The organism is Streptomyces gilvosporeus, from assembly GCF_002082195.1.
GTDB lineage: Bacteria > Actinomycetota > Actinomycetes > Streptomycetales > Streptomycetaceae > Streptomyces > Streptomyces gilvosporeus.
Map to the genome: position 1 here is coordinate 4,550,639 of NZ_CP020569.1, position 14,756 is coordinate 4,565,394.

Genomic DNA, 14,756 nt, shown 5'->3' on the forward strand with positions numbered 1-14,756 from the left:
ACTACGCCTGGTCAGCCCCGGGAGCGCGGGCGGACCGGCGCGAGGAGGCCGACGAGGGTACGGCAGGCCGCGGTGCCGGGCGTGACGGGCGCGTAGTGGCCGACGCCGGGCAGTTCGCGCAGGTCCGTGGCGGCGGGGTGGGCGGCGGCGTAGCGGCGGGAGAGGTCCGGGGGGACATCCGGGTCGTCGGTGCCGTGCAGGATCGTGACGGGGATGCCGGGGAGCGGCGGCCGCCGCAGCGGATCGGCCGCGGCCAGCCGCTCCGCGAAGGCGGGCCCGTCACCGTCGCCGAGCAGCTCCGCCACCGCGCCGTCGCTCAGGCCCAGCTCATGGGCGCGGGCGAGATCGGCGACCGGCGAGACGGCCAGGACGCGGGTGACCGGCGTGCCGGGGCGGGCCGCGGCGAGCAGGGCGAGATGGCCGCCCGCGGAGTGCCCGACGAGGACGGGGCCCCGGCCCGCCGCGGCCCGCGGGCCCTCCGCGTCCGCGCCCGTCCCCGGTGCTCCCGCCTCGTACGCCACCGCCTCGACCGCCGCCGCCACATCCTCGAACGTGCGCGGCGCGCCCCCGCCGGCGCCCACCCTGCGGTACTCCGCCAGCGCGACCGGCAGCCCCCGCGCGGCCAGCTCGGCGGCGAGCGGGGAGAGATGCCGGCGGTCGTATGCGGCGCGCCAGAAGCCGCCGTGCAGCAGGACCACCGGCGGGCCGGCGCCCGCGCCCCAGGGCCCGTACAGGTCGACGACCTGGTCCGGATGCGCCCCGTACGCCACCGTCCGGACCGGCGCCGCCGGGGCGAGCCCCAGCAGCGCCGACTCCTCGTCCGGTGCGCTCATCCGCCGGCCCCGGGCGCCGCGTCCTCCTCGGGCAGCGCCCGCAGCACCTCGCCCAGCACCCGCGCCGCCCGCTCCGCGTCCGCGAAGGAGGTGTAGAGCGGGGTGAAGCCGAAGCGCAGCACGTCGGGCTGCCGGAAGTCGCCGATCACCCCGCGCCGGATCAGCTCGGCCATCACCTCGGCCGCACCCGAGCACTCCAGCGACACCTGGCTGCCGCGGCGGCCGTGGTCGTACGGCGTGATCGAGCGGACCCGGCCGGGCGGCGCATAGGCGGCCACACAGTCGAGGAAGAGGTCCGTCAGGGCGAGGCTCTTGGTGCGGACGTCCTCGACGGCGACGCCGTCCCAGGCGTCCAGCGCCGCCTCCAGCGCGAGCAGCGACAGGATGTCGGGGGTGCCGACCCGGCCGCGGACGATGCCCTCGGCGGCGGCGTAGTCGGAGGTCATCCCGAACGGATCGGCATGCGAGTTCCAGCCGGGCAGCGGTGAGTCGAACCGCTCCTGGAGGCTTTCGCGCACATAGAGATACGCGGGCGATCCCGGCCCGCCGTTGAGGTACTTGTAGGTGCAGCCGACGGCCAGATCGACGTTGTACCGCTCCACCCCGACCGGCAGCGCACCGGCGCTGTGGCACAGGTCCCAGACGGCCAGCGCGCCGGCGGAGTGCAGCGCGTTGGTGATGCCGGGCAGGTCGTTGAGTTCGCCGGTGCGGTAGTCGACGTGGTTGACCAGCGCCAGCGCGGTCCGCTCGGTGACCTCGTCGGCGATCCGCGTGGGCTCGACCGGGCGCACCGCAAGGCCCGTCATCCGGGCCGCCGACCTGGCGATATAGCCGTCGGTCGGGAACGTCGTGGCATCGACGAGGATCTCCGTACAGCCCTTCCCGGCCATCCGGATGCCGCCGACCACGGCCTTGAACACATTGATGCTGGTCGAATCGCCGACCACCACCCGGCCCGGAGACGCGCCGATCAGCGGCGCGATCTTGTCGCCGACCCGCTCGGGCGCGGTCCACCAGCCGGACTCGTCCCAGGAGCGGATGCGCAGCTCGCCCCACTCGCGGGAGATGACCTCGGCCATCCGGCCGGGCACCGCGCGGGGCAGCGCACCGAGCGAATTGCCGTCGAGGTAGACGGTGTCGTCCAGGACGAAGCGGTCGCGGACGGCCGAGCCGAGCGGGTCGGCGGCATCCAGCTGCTCGGCCTGCGCGGCGTGGTCGCGGGCGCCGGGAGCGTTCTCGGCGGCCTGCTGCGGGGTCTTGTTCTCGCGGTTCTCAGACATGGCTGCGCGCCGTCCACAGCTCGGGGAAGACATTCTTACGGGCCCGCTTCTCCAGCCAGGCCACCCCCGCGGAGCCGCCGGTGCCCATTTTCGAGCCCATCGCCCGCCGGGTCGCGACCAGATGGTCGTTGCGCCATCGCCACACCAGCTCGCCGACATCGGTCAACGCCTCGCCGAGACGGACCAGTTCGGACTCCTGCGGGCCCGCGTAGATCTCGGCCCATACGGCCTCGACGTCCGGGTCCGACTCATAGCGCAGCGCCAGGTCCCGCCGGAGTATCGCCTCGGGGACCGCATAGCCGCGGCGCGCGAGCAGCCGCAGCACCTCGTCCCACAGGCTCGGCTCCTGGAGCGCCTGCTCCAGCTCGGCGTACTCGCGCGGCGCGCCACGGTGCGGCACCAGCATCGCCGCGGACTTCTCGCCCAGCAGGAACTCCAGCCGCCGGTACATCGCGGACTGGAATCCGGAGCCCTCGCCGAGCGCGCTGCGGTAGGCGTTGAACTGCTCCGGGGTGAGCCGGGCGAGCGGCTTCCAGGCGGCGTTCAGCGCCTCCAGCTCGTAGGTGGAGCGGCGCAGGGCGTCCATGGCCACCGTCAGATCGTCGCTGCGCAGCGCCTCGGCGGCCGTGCACCACTCGTGCACGATGGCCGTGAACCACAGCTCCATCACCTGAGTGGTCACCAGAAAGACCATCTCGCCGGGATCGTCGGAGAGCGGGTGCTGGAGGTGGGTGAGGACGCTCGCCTGGACGTAGTCCTCGTACGGGGTCGTGGTGGTGCTGCCGATGCGCAGATCGGGGGCCGCTACGGCCACGCCGGCGGCCGGTGTTTCACGTGAAACATTGCCGCCGGAATCTTCGGCCACGGCGGGGGAAAGAGGAAATGGCTGCGACATGAGGGACTCCTCAGGTGCGAACTACCGGGTAGCGGTCCGCTCCTTCCTTGTCGGCTCGGGAGCCCCGGTCCCCTCAGGCGCGGGTCTGACCCGGCCCACCTGAAATCATCGGTGCTGTGCTCCGGCCGCGCAAGGGCCGACCGCGATCATGCGGCCGGCCCTGAAGATCGCAGCCGTCAGGACAGCATGTCGGCCGCGGTCGGCGAGGAGTCACGCAGGAATGTCGAGCAGCGCTCGTACTCCTCCTGCTCGCCGATCGCCTGCGCGGCGCGGGCGAGGGCGTGCAGCGCACGCAGGAAACCGCGGTTGGGCTCGTGCTCCCAGGGCACCGGGCCGTGGCCCTTCCAGCCGGCCCGGCGCAGCGAGTCCAGACCCCGGTGGTAGCCGGTGCGGGCGTAGGCGTACGACTCGACGGTCCGGCCGCCCTGGAACGCATCGTCCGCGAGCTGCGCCCAGGCCAGCGAGGACGTGGGGTACTTGGCGGCGACATCGGCCGGAGCCGTGCCCGAGGCGAGCAGCTCGCGGGGCTCGGGCTCGTCGGGCAGGTGGGTCGGGGGCGGTCCCCCGAGGAGGTTCTCGTGAATGGGCATGGGTTCAGTCTGCCAAGAGCTGCGCCGGGCTTCCTCCCCACGTCGTCGGCTTTCCCGCCGTAGGGGTTGTTCGCCGCGCCTCCCCCAGCTAACGCTGGGAGGTACCCCCAGCGGCGGGCGCGGGTTTGTCGGGAGCGGGGGCGACCCTACGGACTTCGTCCTACGGTTCGCCCCCTCCCGTGAATGGGTGAGGAGGAGGTCGGTGGGGGCGGGCGTGAGTGTCCTGTCCGCCTGCTGGTCGCCCTTCGTCTGGCCTCCCGGCGCTCGGGTCCCGGGTCTCGCCGGGGTCCAGTGGTGGAGCGCTCACCCCACAGTGGTACTGGCACTCCGGGTGGCATGGCTCGGGTTCGGCGCGTAGGGCGTCGCTGCGGACGGTCAGCCAGGCGATCAGCGCGCCGACCAGCAGGATTCCGGCGCACAGGGGCATGGCCCGGCGGAAGGCGGCCGCGAAGACGTCCGGGGAACGGTAGGCCTCCGGGCCCATTCCCGCGAGCAGGGGCAGCGCGGCGACGGCGACCAGGCTCGCGGCGCGCGCCGCGGCGTTGTTGATACCGCTGGCCAGACCCGCCCGGTCGACGTCCACGGCCGCCAGCACCGTCGAGGTCAGCGGCGCGACCAGCGTCACCATGCCGATGCCCAGCACCACCAGCGCGGGCAGCACCTCGGTCGGATACGACGCATGCGCCCCGACCCGCGTCATCAGCAGCATCCCGGCGGCGCAGAGGACGGGCCCCACGGTGAGCGGGATCCGCGGCCCGATGCGCTGGCCGAGTTCGCCGGAGCGGGCGGACAGCAGCAGCATGAGCACGGTCGTGGGCAGCAGCGCGGTACCGGCCTCCAGCGCCGAGTAGCCCGCCACGACCTGGAGCTGGAGCACGGAGAGGAAGAAGAAGCCGCCGAAGGCCGCGTACACACAGACCGTCACCGCGTTGACGGCGGTGAACTGGCGGATGGCGAAGATCTCCGGTGGCAGCATCGGGTCGGGGCGCCGCCGCTCGACCTGGACGAACGCCGCCCCGAGCAGCAGCCCGATCACCGCCGGGACGATCACCGCGGGCGAGGCGCCCCGGTCCGGCGCCGCGATCAGCGCATATGTCACCCCGGCCAGCGCCAGCGCCCCCAGCACCGCGCCCGGTAGATCGAACCCGCGGCGCTCGCGGGCACCCCGCTCGCGGGTCTCGGGCACATGCCGCAGCGCCACCGGCACACACACCGCCGCCAGCGGCACGTTCACGAAGAACACCCAGCGCCAACCGGGCCCGTCCACCAGCCAGCCGCCGAGGAACGGCCCGACCGCCGCGGCCACCCCGCCGAGCCCCGACCACGCGCCGACCGCCCGCGCCCGGTCGTCCGGACGGAACACCGCCTGCATCAGCGCCAGCGACCCCGGCGTGAGCAGCGCCCCGCCCACCCCTTGCAGCGCACGGGCCGCGATCAGCACCCCGGCGTTCGGCGCCAGCCCGCACAGCAGCGAGGCCGCGGCGAACCACACCACGCCGATGACGAAGACCCGCCGCCGCCCGTAGAGGTCGCCGAGCGAGCCACCGAGCAGGATCAGCGAGGCGAGGGTGAGCATGTACGCGGAGACGGTCCACTGGAGCACGCCCAGACCGGCCTGGAGGTCCCGGCCGATGGTGGGCAGCGCGACATTGACGACCGTGCTGTCGAGCATCGCCATACCCGACCCCAGCACGGCCGTCATCAGCACCCAGCGCCCTTGCCCCGACGCCAGCCGGATCCCGACGGGAGAGCGCGCCGCGCTCGCTTCGCTCATACGGTGAGCATGCCCGCCTTGGCGCATGCCCGCCCGGCGATGCGGAAGGGCCCCGCATCCCGGACGGATGCGGGGCCCTTCGGAGCCCGTACGGACTTACTTGATCTTGGTGCCCGTGGAGCGCAGGTTGGCGCAGGCCTCGGTCACGCGCTTGGCCATACCGGCCTCGGCCAGCTTGCCCCAGCTGCGCGGGTCGTAGGTCTTCTTGTTGCCGACCTCGCCGTCGACCTTCAGCACACCGTCGTAGTTGCGGAACATGTGGTCCGCGACCGGGCGCGTGAAGGCGTACTGGGTGTCGGTGTCGAGGTTCATCTTGACCACGCCGTTCTCCAGCGCGGTGGCGATCTCCTGCTCGGTGGAGCCGGAGCCGCCGTGGAAGACGAAGTCGAACGGGGCGGCCTTGCCGTACTTGGCGCCGACGCCCTCCTGGAGGTCCTTGAGCAGCTCGGGGCGGAGCACGACGTTGCCCGGCTTGTAGACGCCGTGGACGTTGCCGAAGGAGGCGGCCAGCAGGTAGCGGCCCTTCTCGCCGAGACCGAGCGCCTCGGCCGTGCGCAGCGCGTCATCGACCGTCGTGTACAGCTCGTCGTTGATCTCGTGGGTGACGCCGTCCTCCTCGCCGCCGGTCGGGGTGATCTCGACCTCAAGGATGATCTTGGCGGCGGCGGCCTTGGCGAGCAGCTCCTGGCCGATGGACAGGTTGTCGGCGAGGTTCTCGGCCGAGCCGTCCCACATGTGGGACTGGAAGAGCGGGTTCAGGCCCTTGGCGACGCGCTCCGCGGAGACGTCCAGGAGCGGACGGACATACCCGTCGAGCTTGTCCTTGGGGCAGTGGTCGGTGTGCAGCGCGACGGTGATGTCGTACTTGGCGGCCACGACATGCGCGAACTCGGCGAGCGCCACCGCGCCGGTGACCATGTCCTTGTTGTACTGGCCACCCAGGAACTCCGCACCGCCGGTGGAGATCTGGATGATGCCGTCGCTCTCGGCCTCTGCGAAACCACGCAGTGCGGCGTGCAGGGTCTGGGTCGAGGTGACGTTGATGGCCGGGTAGGCGAACTTGCCTGCCTTCGCCCGGTCGAGCATCTCGTTGTAGACCTCGGGAGTTGCGATGGGCATCTGTCCGCTCCTTGTGTAGGCGGGTGGGCGTTCTTCCCTGACCAGGGGGCGAGGACTTTCGCCGGGGCCATCCTCCCAGACTCGGTTGTTCGCTCCACATCGCCCATCCGGCCTTCATGCAAAAGGGCGGTGGGTTTCACGTGAAACCCACCGCCCCTTGTGAAAACCGCAGGTCAGAGCCGATGCAGCCGTCAGGCAAGATCGTTCAGGCCAGGCCGAGGTCGCCGAGCTGGTATCCGGTGATGTACGGAAGGCCCGCCTCGGCGATGGCCGAGGCCGCGCCCCGGTCCACGATCGTCGCGACCGCGACGACCTCGGCGCCCGCCTCGCGCGCCGCCTCGACGGCGGTCAGCGGCGAGCCGCCGGTGGTGGAGGTGTCCTCGACGACCAGCACCCGGCGGCCCTTGATGTCCGGGCCCTCGATACGGCGCTGCATACCGTGCGCCTTCTGCGCCTTGCGGACGACGAAGGAGTCCAGCCGACGGCCGCGGGCGGCGGACGCATGCAACATCGAGGTCGCGACCGGGTCGGCGCCCAGCGTCAGCCCGCCCACCGCGTCGTAGTCCAGGTCGGCGGTGATGTCCAGCATCAGCCGGCCGACCAGCGGCGCGGCCTCGCCGTCCAAGGTGATCCGGCGCAGGTCGATGTAGTAGTCGGCTTCCTTGCCGGAGGAAAGCGTCACCTTGCCGTGCACCACGGCCTTGTCCTTGATCTGCTGCAGCAGCTCGCCGCGCACGTCGTCACTCATGGCCATGAGCTTAGAGCCTGCCCCAGGGCCCCCGGCCGGGCGCTCAGGACAGCGTCCGCCAGCTCCAGGTCGTGGAGACCTCCAGCGGATCGATGGGCGTGACCAGGTGCGGCAGCGTGTTGAGCCCGTTGGGCGGGCCCGACTGCGGCTCGACGCAGACGGCCTCCGCCTGCTCGTCGTAGACCACGACCCACTCCGCGCGGCTGCTCACCGTCAGCTGGAGCCGTCCCGGCCAGGTGAGCGTGACATGCACCCCCTGCGGCATCCCGAAGCAGTCGTCCCAGGGCCCCGGCTTCGGCGGGATCCGGCGGCCGGTCGGGAGATGGTCCGCGCCGCGCTCCTCCTGCCACTCCGCCGCGAAGTCGACGGTGACATCCGCTCCGCCGTCGCCCAGATTCCGCCGGAACCACGGGTGCCAGCCGACCTGCGCCGGGAAGGAGTCGCCGATCGTCTCGACGCCCAGGGTCAAGGTGAGCGAGCCGCCGTCCTCGGCCAGCTCGACCTGCTGGGTCACCGTGCCCGGATACGGCCAGGGGGCGGCCGGATCGGTGAGGCGGTAGGTGAAGACGGCCTCCCTCGCACCCGCCCGCGCGGTGCGCCAGCGCAGATCGCGGCCGGTGCCGTGGATGGCGTGCGGTGCGGCGTTGACCGGCATCTGGTGCAGCGCACCGCCGTTGCGGAAGCGGCCGTGGTCGATCCGGCCGCACCACGGAACCATCGGGAAGCTGCCGTAGGCGTCGCCCTGCCGGAGCAGCTCCAGGCCGCCGACGCGCAGGCTGCTCAGACGGCAGCCGAGGTCCGGACGGACGGTCACTTCGGCGTCCCCGGCGGCCAGTCGTACGCCGTCCGCCCGCATCGGCGCCGCGCTCTGCGTGGTGTTGTCGGTGCTCACGCCACGACCCTAACGGTGGGCCCGCGGACGACGACGGCGCCACCGCCGACCGCCACGGCTGCCACCGCCACGGCCGTCCCGCCACGGCCCGCCCCGCTCAGCGCCGACGGCGCAGCACCCGGCCGACGACCACGGCGGAGGCCAGCACCACCGCCGCCGCGGGCGCCGCCCAGCGCAGCGTCGCCGAGGCGGTGTTCACCTCCGGCGGCGGCACCGGGGCATACCGCCCGCGCGGCGGCGCGTGGTCGACCTCCTCGGCGCTGCGCCCGATCATCGTCCGGCGCGCATGCGCGGCCTCGGCCGGCACCTCGCCGAGCTCGTCCTCGTCGTCGTCAAGGTCCGCCTCGCGCACCAGGTCGCCGTCGAGCGCGGCATCCACCTCGTCGAGCTCCTGGTCGTCCGCCTCCTCGAGATCCCCCGCGTCCATCTCGCTGCCGGGGTCGAGCGACGGCGGCGGCACCTCGGTCTCGAAGATCCCCCGCCCGGCGGGCTCCCCGGACGGCGCCTCGAATGCGGTCCCGGACGGCTTCTGGGGCGGGGCCTTAACCGGATGCCGCTCCAGATCCGCCGCGAGGTTCTCCGCGAAACGGTCGAGGAGGCGGCGGCCCGCGGCCTCGGCGGCCTGGTCGGTGGCCTCGGCCAGCCGGCCGTCCCCGCGCAGCGCGCCGGTGCAGGCCAGCGTCGTACCGGGGGCGGGCTCGGTGGCCGTCACCAGACGGACCGCCAGCGTCAGGGCGACCTCGCCGTCGCCGCGCGACTCCGTCCCCTTCGCCTCGAAGACCAGGTCGGCGTCCTCCTGCGAGGAGGCGCCGCCGGCGATCGTCAGCGTGCCGCGGTAGGTGATGGTGGAGCTGCCGATACGCAGCCGGAGGCGGCCCTCGGGAATGTGCGGGGCCGCGTCGGCGTCGAGCTGGACACCGGGCACACAGCGCGCCACGCGCTCCGGTTCGGTGAGCGCCTGCCGCACGGTCCCGGCGGGAAACGGAACGTACACCTCATGCTCCATGGCATGGGAGCCTAATTCGTTTCCCGGCGCTGCGGGCACCCCCTTTCGGGAGTCCGTGGTCTCCGCGTCGAAACCGCCGCGCCTCAGCCCTGGTAGCGCGGATGCATCAGGGTCGACGGCCGCAGCAACGGGATGCGGTCGGCGGCCGCGCCGCGTTCGTCGGCGCGGAGTCCGGCGCGGGTGACGGAGACCAGCGGCGGGGCGTCCGGCGCAAGGTCCAGCCGGGGCGGGCGCCGCGCGGCCAGGACGAAGCCCCAGAACATGTTGCCGCCGCGGGCCGCCACGGCGGAGCAGCTCCCCGGCGGGAGGGTCGCGGGGGAACCCTCCGGGCCGGTTGCGCGGTCCGGGGCGCCGGAGAAGTCGGCGGGCCGTCCCGGGACGCGGTAGGGGACGGTCACCAGGCCCACCGACCGCATCGTCGCCTCCACCGTCCAGTACGACCGCGGCCGCTGCGTCGGCGCCCCGGCGTGCACCACCAGCCGGCCGCCGGGGGCCAGCAGCCGGGCGGCGAGCCCGTAGAACTCCTGCGAATAGAGCTTGGTGCTGACCGTGATCCCGGGGTCGGGGAGGTCGGAGATGATCACGTCGTACGGTGCGCTCGCCCGCCCGCCGGGCCGCCCGCGTCGGGAGGGCCCCGGCGACCGGCCGCCGGAGTCCGCGGCGCGCCGCTGCCGCAGCCAGTCGAAGGCGTCCGCCGTCACCGTATGGACCCGGGGATCGCGCAGCGCGTGGTGGTTGAGGCGGGAGAGGCCGGGGTCCGTACGGGCCAGGCGCAGGACGCCGGGGTCCAGTTCGACGACGGTGACCGAGCGGACCGCGCGATAGCGCAGGATCTCGCGCACCGCCAGGCCGTCGCCGCCGCCGAGGACCAGCACCCGGGCCTGCGGCCCGCCCGCCATCACCGGATGCACCAACGCCTCGTGGTAGCGGTATTCGTTGATCTCGCTGACCCGCAGTCGGCCGTCCAGATACAGCTCCAGCGGCCCGCCGGAACCTTTCCTCCCCCGTCCCGCACCGGCTCCGCCGCCCGTGCCGCCGGTCATCACCACCTCCTGGACGCCGGTCTGCACCGCGACCCGCACCCCCGGGCCGTACACCGCGCGCCGGGCGGCCCGCTCGAAGGACGAGGCCAGCAGCGTCCCCGTGGCGAGCAGGGCGAGCACCAGCACATTGACCAGGAGCAGCAGCCAGCGCGTGCGCGGAGTCAGATCGCGGCGGAACAGCCACAGCACCAGCGCACCGCCGGCCACCGCATTGACCGCGCCGGTGACCAGCGCACCGGTCAGCTGGCCCAGCCGGGGCAGCAGCAGGAAGGGGAAAGCCAGCCCGCCGACGAGCGCGCCGACGTAGTCCGCGGCGAAGAGGTCGGCGACCGCGCCGCCCGCGTCCTGCCGCCGGATCCGCTGGATCAACGTCATCAGCAGCGGCACCTCCGCGCCGATCAGCACCCCAATGACCAGGGAGAAGCCGACGAGCGCGGAGCGCGACTGGCCGAACCAGGCGAAGCAGGCGTAGAGCGCCATCGCGGAGCTGCCGCCCACCAGCGCGAGCAGCGCCTCGACCGCGCCGAAGCCGACCGCCGCCCGGCAGCGCATCCGCTTGGCGAGCAGGGCGCCGATACCCATGGCGAAGACCATGACGGACAGCACCACCGACGTCTGGGCGACGGAGTCGCCGACCAAGTACGAGGCCAGCGCGACCAGTTCGAGTTCGTAGACCAGACCGCAGGCGGCGCAGACGAAGACGACGGCGAGGACCAGCAGACGGCCGAGCCCGGACGGCACGGGCAGCCGCACCGTTTCCAGGGTCTCCGGCGGCCCGAGGGCGCCGGGAACAGCGGGCTCTGACGGGTCGATCATGAAATGAACGCTACGTGACGGTTCCGTACGGATTTGTCACCCACACGAGTGCAGTCTCCGTTCTACACACGGGAGTTGGGGTCATCGGCACGGCGCACGGGGGCACGTCCCCGAATGTCGCCATGCAGGGGGCATATGTACGCGTCCTGCGCGGAACCCCAGGACAGCGCGCCCCGGGCCGCGAGGGACGACGAAAGGCGGCACGCCCCCTGTCGGATGCGCGTCTAGACGGCCGCGACCGCCGCCCGTACGCCTACCCGCGTGCGGGTGGCCACCAACCGGCCCTCCTGCGGATACGCGTGCCAGGTCCGCCAGTTCACCTGCCCGTGCTGACGCTGCGCCAGCATCGCGGTGAAGGCGTACGGCGAACCGGGGAAGGTTCCCGCCAGGCCGTGCGGATGTTCGGCGACCAGCGCCAGCAGTTCCTGCGCCCGCCCCGCGAAGGAGCCGCGCGAGAGCGTCTCCACATGGGCGGCGAATTCGTACTCCCAGTCGCCCAGCCGCTTGGCCACGCCGAGCGGCAGCGGTGTGCTGCTGCCCGGCATACAGGCGACGGTCTCGGAACACGTACCGTGCTCCTCTTCGAGAAGCACCTGATGAGAGGCGCCCAGCAGCCTCAACTGCACCTGGGCGTCGTCGAGTTGGAGGTCCAGCACCGCCAGCGCCGGCAGGGGTTCCCTGCCCAGGGCCCAGGCGAGGTCACAGGCACGGGTATCGGTGTACGCCGTCTTCAGAGTGGTGAGCATGGGTCGGCTCCGCAAACACGCAGTGGATGGTGGGCCGGCCCGCCCGAGAAGGATCAGGAATGTACAACCGCCTGCCGGCTCGTGCCCACGTGGGATGCGAGAACTGGGGGATTCTCTAGGGAGAGGGAATCATGGATGGCAGGCCGTCCACAGTCGCTTTACCCATCTTCGTTGGGTTTCCATCCCCTAGAGGGCTCCTCAGTTCAGTTGTTCAACGGCCAAGCGCCCAGCGGCCGTTGACCCTCGGGGCCGCGGTCCGCCGGGCGCATATGCGGTCAAGCATGAGCCGTGTGCATGTGTACGGCATCCGTGCAGCTCGGTAGGGCAGGGACGGCCATACGACACGGCCACCGGGAGGGTTCAGGAGCCTCCGCCTCCACAGCCTCCCCCGCCACCGCAGCCTCCACCGCCGCACGAGGAGCCGCCCCCGCAGCCGCCGTGGTGACCGCCACCACCGTGATGGCCACCGCCGCCGTGGTGGTGACCGCCGCCGATCGATCCACAGCTGCTGGCGCCGCCCCCGGCGGCCCACCAGCTGCCGCCGCTCGACTTCGAGAGGCTGCGCTTGCGGCCGCCCCCGTCGCTCCGGGCGGCCCAGGACACCATGCCCACCACCAGCACAACAATCACCATGAAAATCACGGCACCCACCATCTGCCTCACACTCCTTTCCATCCCCCGAAGCGTGGGGCCCCGCCCACGCCCTTCAAGCGGTGGGGGAACGCGCTCCGTCCGGCGCCGCGTGCGCCGCTGGCCGCCCTCGTCGGCGGCCGTCCGTGTCTGTTGTGCGGGGCGCATGCCCGGGGTCCGTCGGGCTCAAAGCACAGTTGAGGAAGTCCAGAGGTTCGGACGAGGATGGCGCTCATGGACCGACCGCTGCTCAATCGTCGCCTCGCCGAATTCGGCACCACGATCTTCGCCGAGATGTCCGCACTCGCCGTACGGACCGGCTCCATCAACCTGGGCCAGGGCTTCCCCGACGCCGACGGCCCGGAAGAGGTCAGAGAGGCGGCGGTCCGCGCCCTGCGCGACGGCCGAGGCAACCAGTACCCGCCCGGCCCCGGCGTCCCCGAACTGCGCACCGCCGTCGCCACCCACCAGGAGCGCTTCTACGGTCACCGCGGCCTGTCCTACGACCCCGACACCGAGGTCCTGATCACCGCGGGCGCCACCGAGGCCCTCGCGGCGTCCCTGCTGGCCCTGCTGGAACCCGGCGACGAGGTCATCGCGCTGGAGCCGTACTACGACTCCTACGCCGCCTGCATCGCGATGGCCGGCGCCCGCCGCATCCCGGTCACCCTGCGCCCGGACGCCGCGACCGGCTCCTACGGCCTCGACCTCGACGAACTGCGCGACGCCGTCACCGACGACACCCGCCTCATCCTGCTCAACACCCCGCACAACCCCACCGGCACCGTGCTCACCCGCGACGAGCTCGCCGCCATCGCCGAACTGGCCGTCGAACGGAACCTCCTCGTCATCACCGACGAGGTCTACGAACACCTCGTCTTCGAAGGCGAGCACCTTCCGCTCGCCTCCTTCCCCGGAATGCGCGACCGCACGGTCACCATCTCCTCCGCCGGCAAGACCTTCTCCTTCACCGGCTGGAAGGTCGGGTGGGTGACCGCCACCCCGGACCTGATCGGCGCCGTCCGCTCGGCGAAGCAGTTCCTCACCTACGTCTCCGCGGGCCCCTTGCAGTACGCCGTCGCCGAGGCCCTCGCCCTCCCCGACACGTACTACACCGCCCTGCGCGACGATCTGCGCGCCAAACGCGACATCCTGGCGGCCGGCCTCACCGGCGCCGGTCTCCAGGTCTTCCGGCCCTCCGGCACGTACTTCATCACCACCGATATCCGCCCCCTCGGCGCCGCGCGGTCCCACGAGGGCGACGGCTTCGCCTTCTGCCGCGCCCTCCCCGAACGCGCCGGCGTCGTCGCCATCCCCAACGCCGTCTTCTACGACCACAAGGACCGGGGCGCACCGTACGTCCGCTTCGCCTTCTGCAAGCAGGAGGAGGTGCTGCGGGAGGCGGCCGCGCGGCTTCAGAAGCTCTGAGGTCTTCTCGGGCCGGGAGACCGGGGCCCGGAGGCCGGGGCCGGGAGACCGTCGGGGCATGACGTCCACCCGCCGCGTTGTACTGCTCCATCCAGCAGCTCCTCGGCGGGGGGCTTCCGGATCCGGCACCACCGGCGGCTCTTCCCGGCCGCCGGAGAGACAGTCGTCGAGGTGCTGAAAGCAGGCGCAGAGGCGGCCGGAACCTCCTGCGCCCGGGCGCCTTATCGCGGAGCGACTGGCATGGCGTCGAAGTCTTCGAAGAGGTAGGCGTAGACCTGCGCGAGGTAGGCCCGCAGTTCCCGCTGGCCCGGAAACCGCACATAGGTCAGGGCGAACCACTGGTCCACCGTGATCGGCTCATTCGTCACCAGTTCGACCAACCCCGCGCGAATCGTCTCCTGATAGTCGGGCCAGGAAAGGCCGAACGTCTCGCGCAACATGCCGAGATCGTCGACCGCCTCGACGCCGAGAATTCCGGCGCAGAAATTCACCAGTCGACGGTCGACGCCGGGCACTTCCAGACCCAGTTCGGCCAGCGGGACGGTGACCGGGTCGATTTCCTCGTAGCCTCCCGGGTACGGGTACAGCGTGGTGTTCCGCAGGTCGGCGTCGCTCTCGGGCCCGTCCTCGCTCTCCAATTCCCGGGCAGGGCGGTAGACGCCGTAGAGCAGGCCGCGCGTGGAGAAGTCCGCATAGACGTAGTTCACGTCGCCATCGGGGCCGTATGGCCGACGCGGGTCGATGGTGATAGCGGTGGCCTTTCCCAGGCAGCTCTCCCCTTCTCCGTAAACAGCCTCGAACGGCAGGATCGGCGCGAGGTCGTGGTTCTTCAGCGCCGCCCGACGCAGCGCGTCGTCCGCCTCGACCAGGGCCTCCTCGGTATCGAAACGGGTCGCCCACGGGCCGGTGCGCGGTGGCAGTTCGTCGCGGATCGACATGGGGTGGGGACTCCGTCC

Annotated in this window: 13 protein-coding genes; 1 reads left to right on the forward strand and 12 read right to left on the reverse strand. The window is 72.3% G+C overall.

Translation table 11 applies throughout. The features are described from left to right. Positions 1 to 11 precede the first annotated feature (11 nt). From B1H19_RS20190 to B1H19_RS20240, 11 genes are all read right to left on the reverse strand, one after another. The gene (locus tag B1H19_RS20190; protein ID WP_083106041.1) at positions 12 to 833 is read right to left on the reverse strand and encodes an alpha/beta fold hydrolase; all 822 of its coding nucleotides are present in this window, start codon (positions 831 to 833) and stop codon (positions 12 to 14) included. Then, positions 830 to 2,113, reverse strand: a complete 1,284-nt coding sequence (kynU, locus tag B1H19_RS20195; RefSeq protein WP_083106042.1) for a kynureninase — start codon at positions 2,111 to 2,113, stop codon at positions 830 to 832. The genes B1H19_RS20190 and kynU overlap by 4 nt, the downstream gene beginning before the upstream one ends. Continuing rightward, positions 2,106 to 3,008 (reverse strand): tryptophan 2,3-dioxygenase family protein, encoded by a 903-nt coding sequence (locus B1H19_RS20200; RefSeq protein ID WP_083106043.1) that lies wholly within the window; start codon positions 3,006 to 3,008, stop codon positions 2,106 to 2,108. The genes kynU and B1H19_RS20200 overlap by 8 nt, the downstream gene beginning before the upstream one ends. A 176-nt stretch (positions 3,009 to 3,184) precedes the next feature. Continuing rightward, positions 3,185 to 3,598, reverse strand: a complete 414-nt coding sequence (locus B1H19_RS20205; RefSeq protein WP_083106044.1) for a DUF3151 domain-containing protein — start codon at positions 3,596 to 3,598, stop codon at positions 3,185 to 3,187. A 160-nt stretch (positions 3,599 to 3,758) separates the two neighbouring features. Then, positions 3,759 to 5,372, reverse strand: a complete 1,614-nt coding sequence (locus B1H19_RS20210) for an MFS transporter (protein ID WP_083106045.1) — start codon at positions 5,370 to 5,372, stop codon at positions 3,759 to 3,761. Between the two features lie 96 nt (positions 5,373 to 5,468). After that, entirely contained in the window at positions 5,469 to 6,491 is a 1,023-nt protein-coding gene (gene fbaA, locus B1H19_RS20215; protein WP_083106046.1) for a class II fructose-bisphosphate aldolase, read from the reverse strand. Positions 6,492 to 6,696: 205 nt separating this feature from the next. Continuing rightward, on the reverse strand, positions 6,697 to 7,239 hold the full coding sequence (pyrE, locus tag B1H19_RS20220) for an orotate phosphoribosyltransferase (protein ID WP_030066140.1): 543 nt from the start codon (positions 7,237 to 7,239) through the stop codon (positions 6,697 to 6,699). Between the two features lie 43 nt (positions 7,240 to 7,282). Next, complete coding sequence (locus B1H19_RS20225) at positions 7,283 to 8,131, reverse strand: aldose epimerase family protein (RefSeq protein ID WP_083106047.1); 849 nt, start codon at positions 8,129 to 8,131, stop codon at positions 7,283 to 7,285. A 97-nt stretch (positions 8,132 to 8,228) separates the two neighbouring features. After that, positions 8,229 to 9,137, reverse strand: a complete 909-nt coding sequence (locus B1H19_RS20230; protein ID WP_083106048.1) for an SRPBCC family protein — start codon at positions 9,135 to 9,137, stop codon at positions 8,229 to 8,231. An 83-nt stretch (positions 9,138 to 9,220) separates the two neighbouring features. After that, positions 9,221 to 10,996 (reverse strand): polyamine aminopropyltransferase, encoded by a 1,776-nt coding sequence (locus B1H19_RS20235; protein WP_083106049.1) that lies wholly within the window; start codon positions 10,994 to 10,996, stop codon positions 9,221 to 9,223. 224 nt (positions 10,997 to 11,220) lie between these two features. Next, entirely contained in the window at positions 11,221 to 11,742 is a 522-nt protein-coding gene (locus B1H19_RS20240) for a DUF2617 family protein (protein WP_030066137.1), read from the reverse strand. A gap of 864 nt (positions 11,743 to 12,606) precedes the next feature. Between B1H19_RS20240 and B1H19_RS20245 the strand changes: the two genes are divergently transcribed. Next, on the forward strand, positions 12,607 to 13,800 hold the full coding sequence (locus B1H19_RS20245) for a pyridoxal phosphate-dependent aminotransferase (RefSeq protein ID WP_083109759.1): 1,194 nt from the start codon (positions 12,607 to 12,609) through the stop codon (positions 13,798 to 13,800). A 221-nt stretch (positions 13,801 to 14,021) separates the two neighbouring features. Here the strand turns inward: B1H19_RS20245 and B1H19_RS20250 are convergent, their stop codons facing one another. Next, positions 14,022 to 14,738: a hypothetical protein gene (locus B1H19_RS20250; RefSeq protein WP_083106050.1), complete on the reverse strand. Its 717-nt coding sequence runs from the start codon at positions 14,736 to 14,738 to the stop codon at positions 14,022 to 14,024. Positions 14,739 to 14,756: the final 18 nt, after the last annotated feature.

What these genes read in the sequence shown, in the direction of transcription:
- kynU (WP_083106042.1), bottom strand. Translation starts at nt 2,113, where the DNA reads ATGTCTGAGAACCGCGAGAACAAGACCCCGCAGCAGGCCGCCGAGAAC.
- fbaA (WP_083106046.1), bottom strand. Translation starts at nt 6,491, where the DNA reads ATGCCCATCGCAACTCCCGAGGTCTACAACGAGATGCTCGACCGGGCG.
- B1H19_RS20190 (WP_083106041.1), bottom strand. Translation starts at nt 833, where the DNA reads ATGAGCGCACCGGACGAGGAGTCGGCGCTGCTGGGGCTCGCCCCGGCG.
- B1H19_RS20230 (WP_083106048.1), bottom strand. Translation starts at nt 9,137, where the DNA reads ATGGAGCATGAGGTGTACGTTCCGTTTCCCGCCGGGACCGTGCGGCAG.
- B1H19_RS20240 (WP_030066137.1), bottom strand. Translation starts at nt 11,742, where the DNA reads ATGCTCACCACTCTGAAGACGGCGTACACCGATACCCGTGCCTGTGAC.
- B1H19_RS20205 (WP_083106044.1), bottom strand. Translation starts at nt 3,598, where the DNA reads ATGCCCATTCACGAGAACCTCCTCGGGGGACCGCCCCCGACCCACCTG.
- B1H19_RS20210 (WP_083106045.1), bottom strand. Translation starts at nt 5,372, where the DNA reads ATGAGCGAAGCGAGCGCGGCGCGCTCTCCCGTCGGGATCCGGCTGGCG.
- B1H19_RS20235 (WP_083106049.1), bottom strand. Translation starts at nt 10,996, where the DNA reads ATGATCGACCCGTCAGAGCCCGCTGTTCCCGGCGCCCTCGGGCCGCCG.
- B1H19_RS20245 (WP_083109759.1), top strand. Translation starts at nt 12,607, where the DNA reads ATGGACCGACCGCTGCTCAATCGTCGCCTCGCCGAATTCGGCACCACG.
- pyrE (WP_030066140.1), bottom strand. Translation starts at nt 7,239, where the DNA reads ATGAGTGACGACGTGCGCGGCGAGCTGCTGCAGCAGATCAAGGACAAG.
- B1H19_RS20250 (WP_083106050.1), bottom strand. Translation starts at nt 14,738, where the DNA reads ATGTCGATCCGCGACGAACTGCCACCGCGCACCGGCCCGTGGGCGACC.
- B1H19_RS20200 (WP_083106043.1), bottom strand. Translation starts at nt 3,008, where the DNA reads ATGTCGCAGCCATTTCCTCTTTCCCCCGCCGTGGCCGAAGATTCCGGC.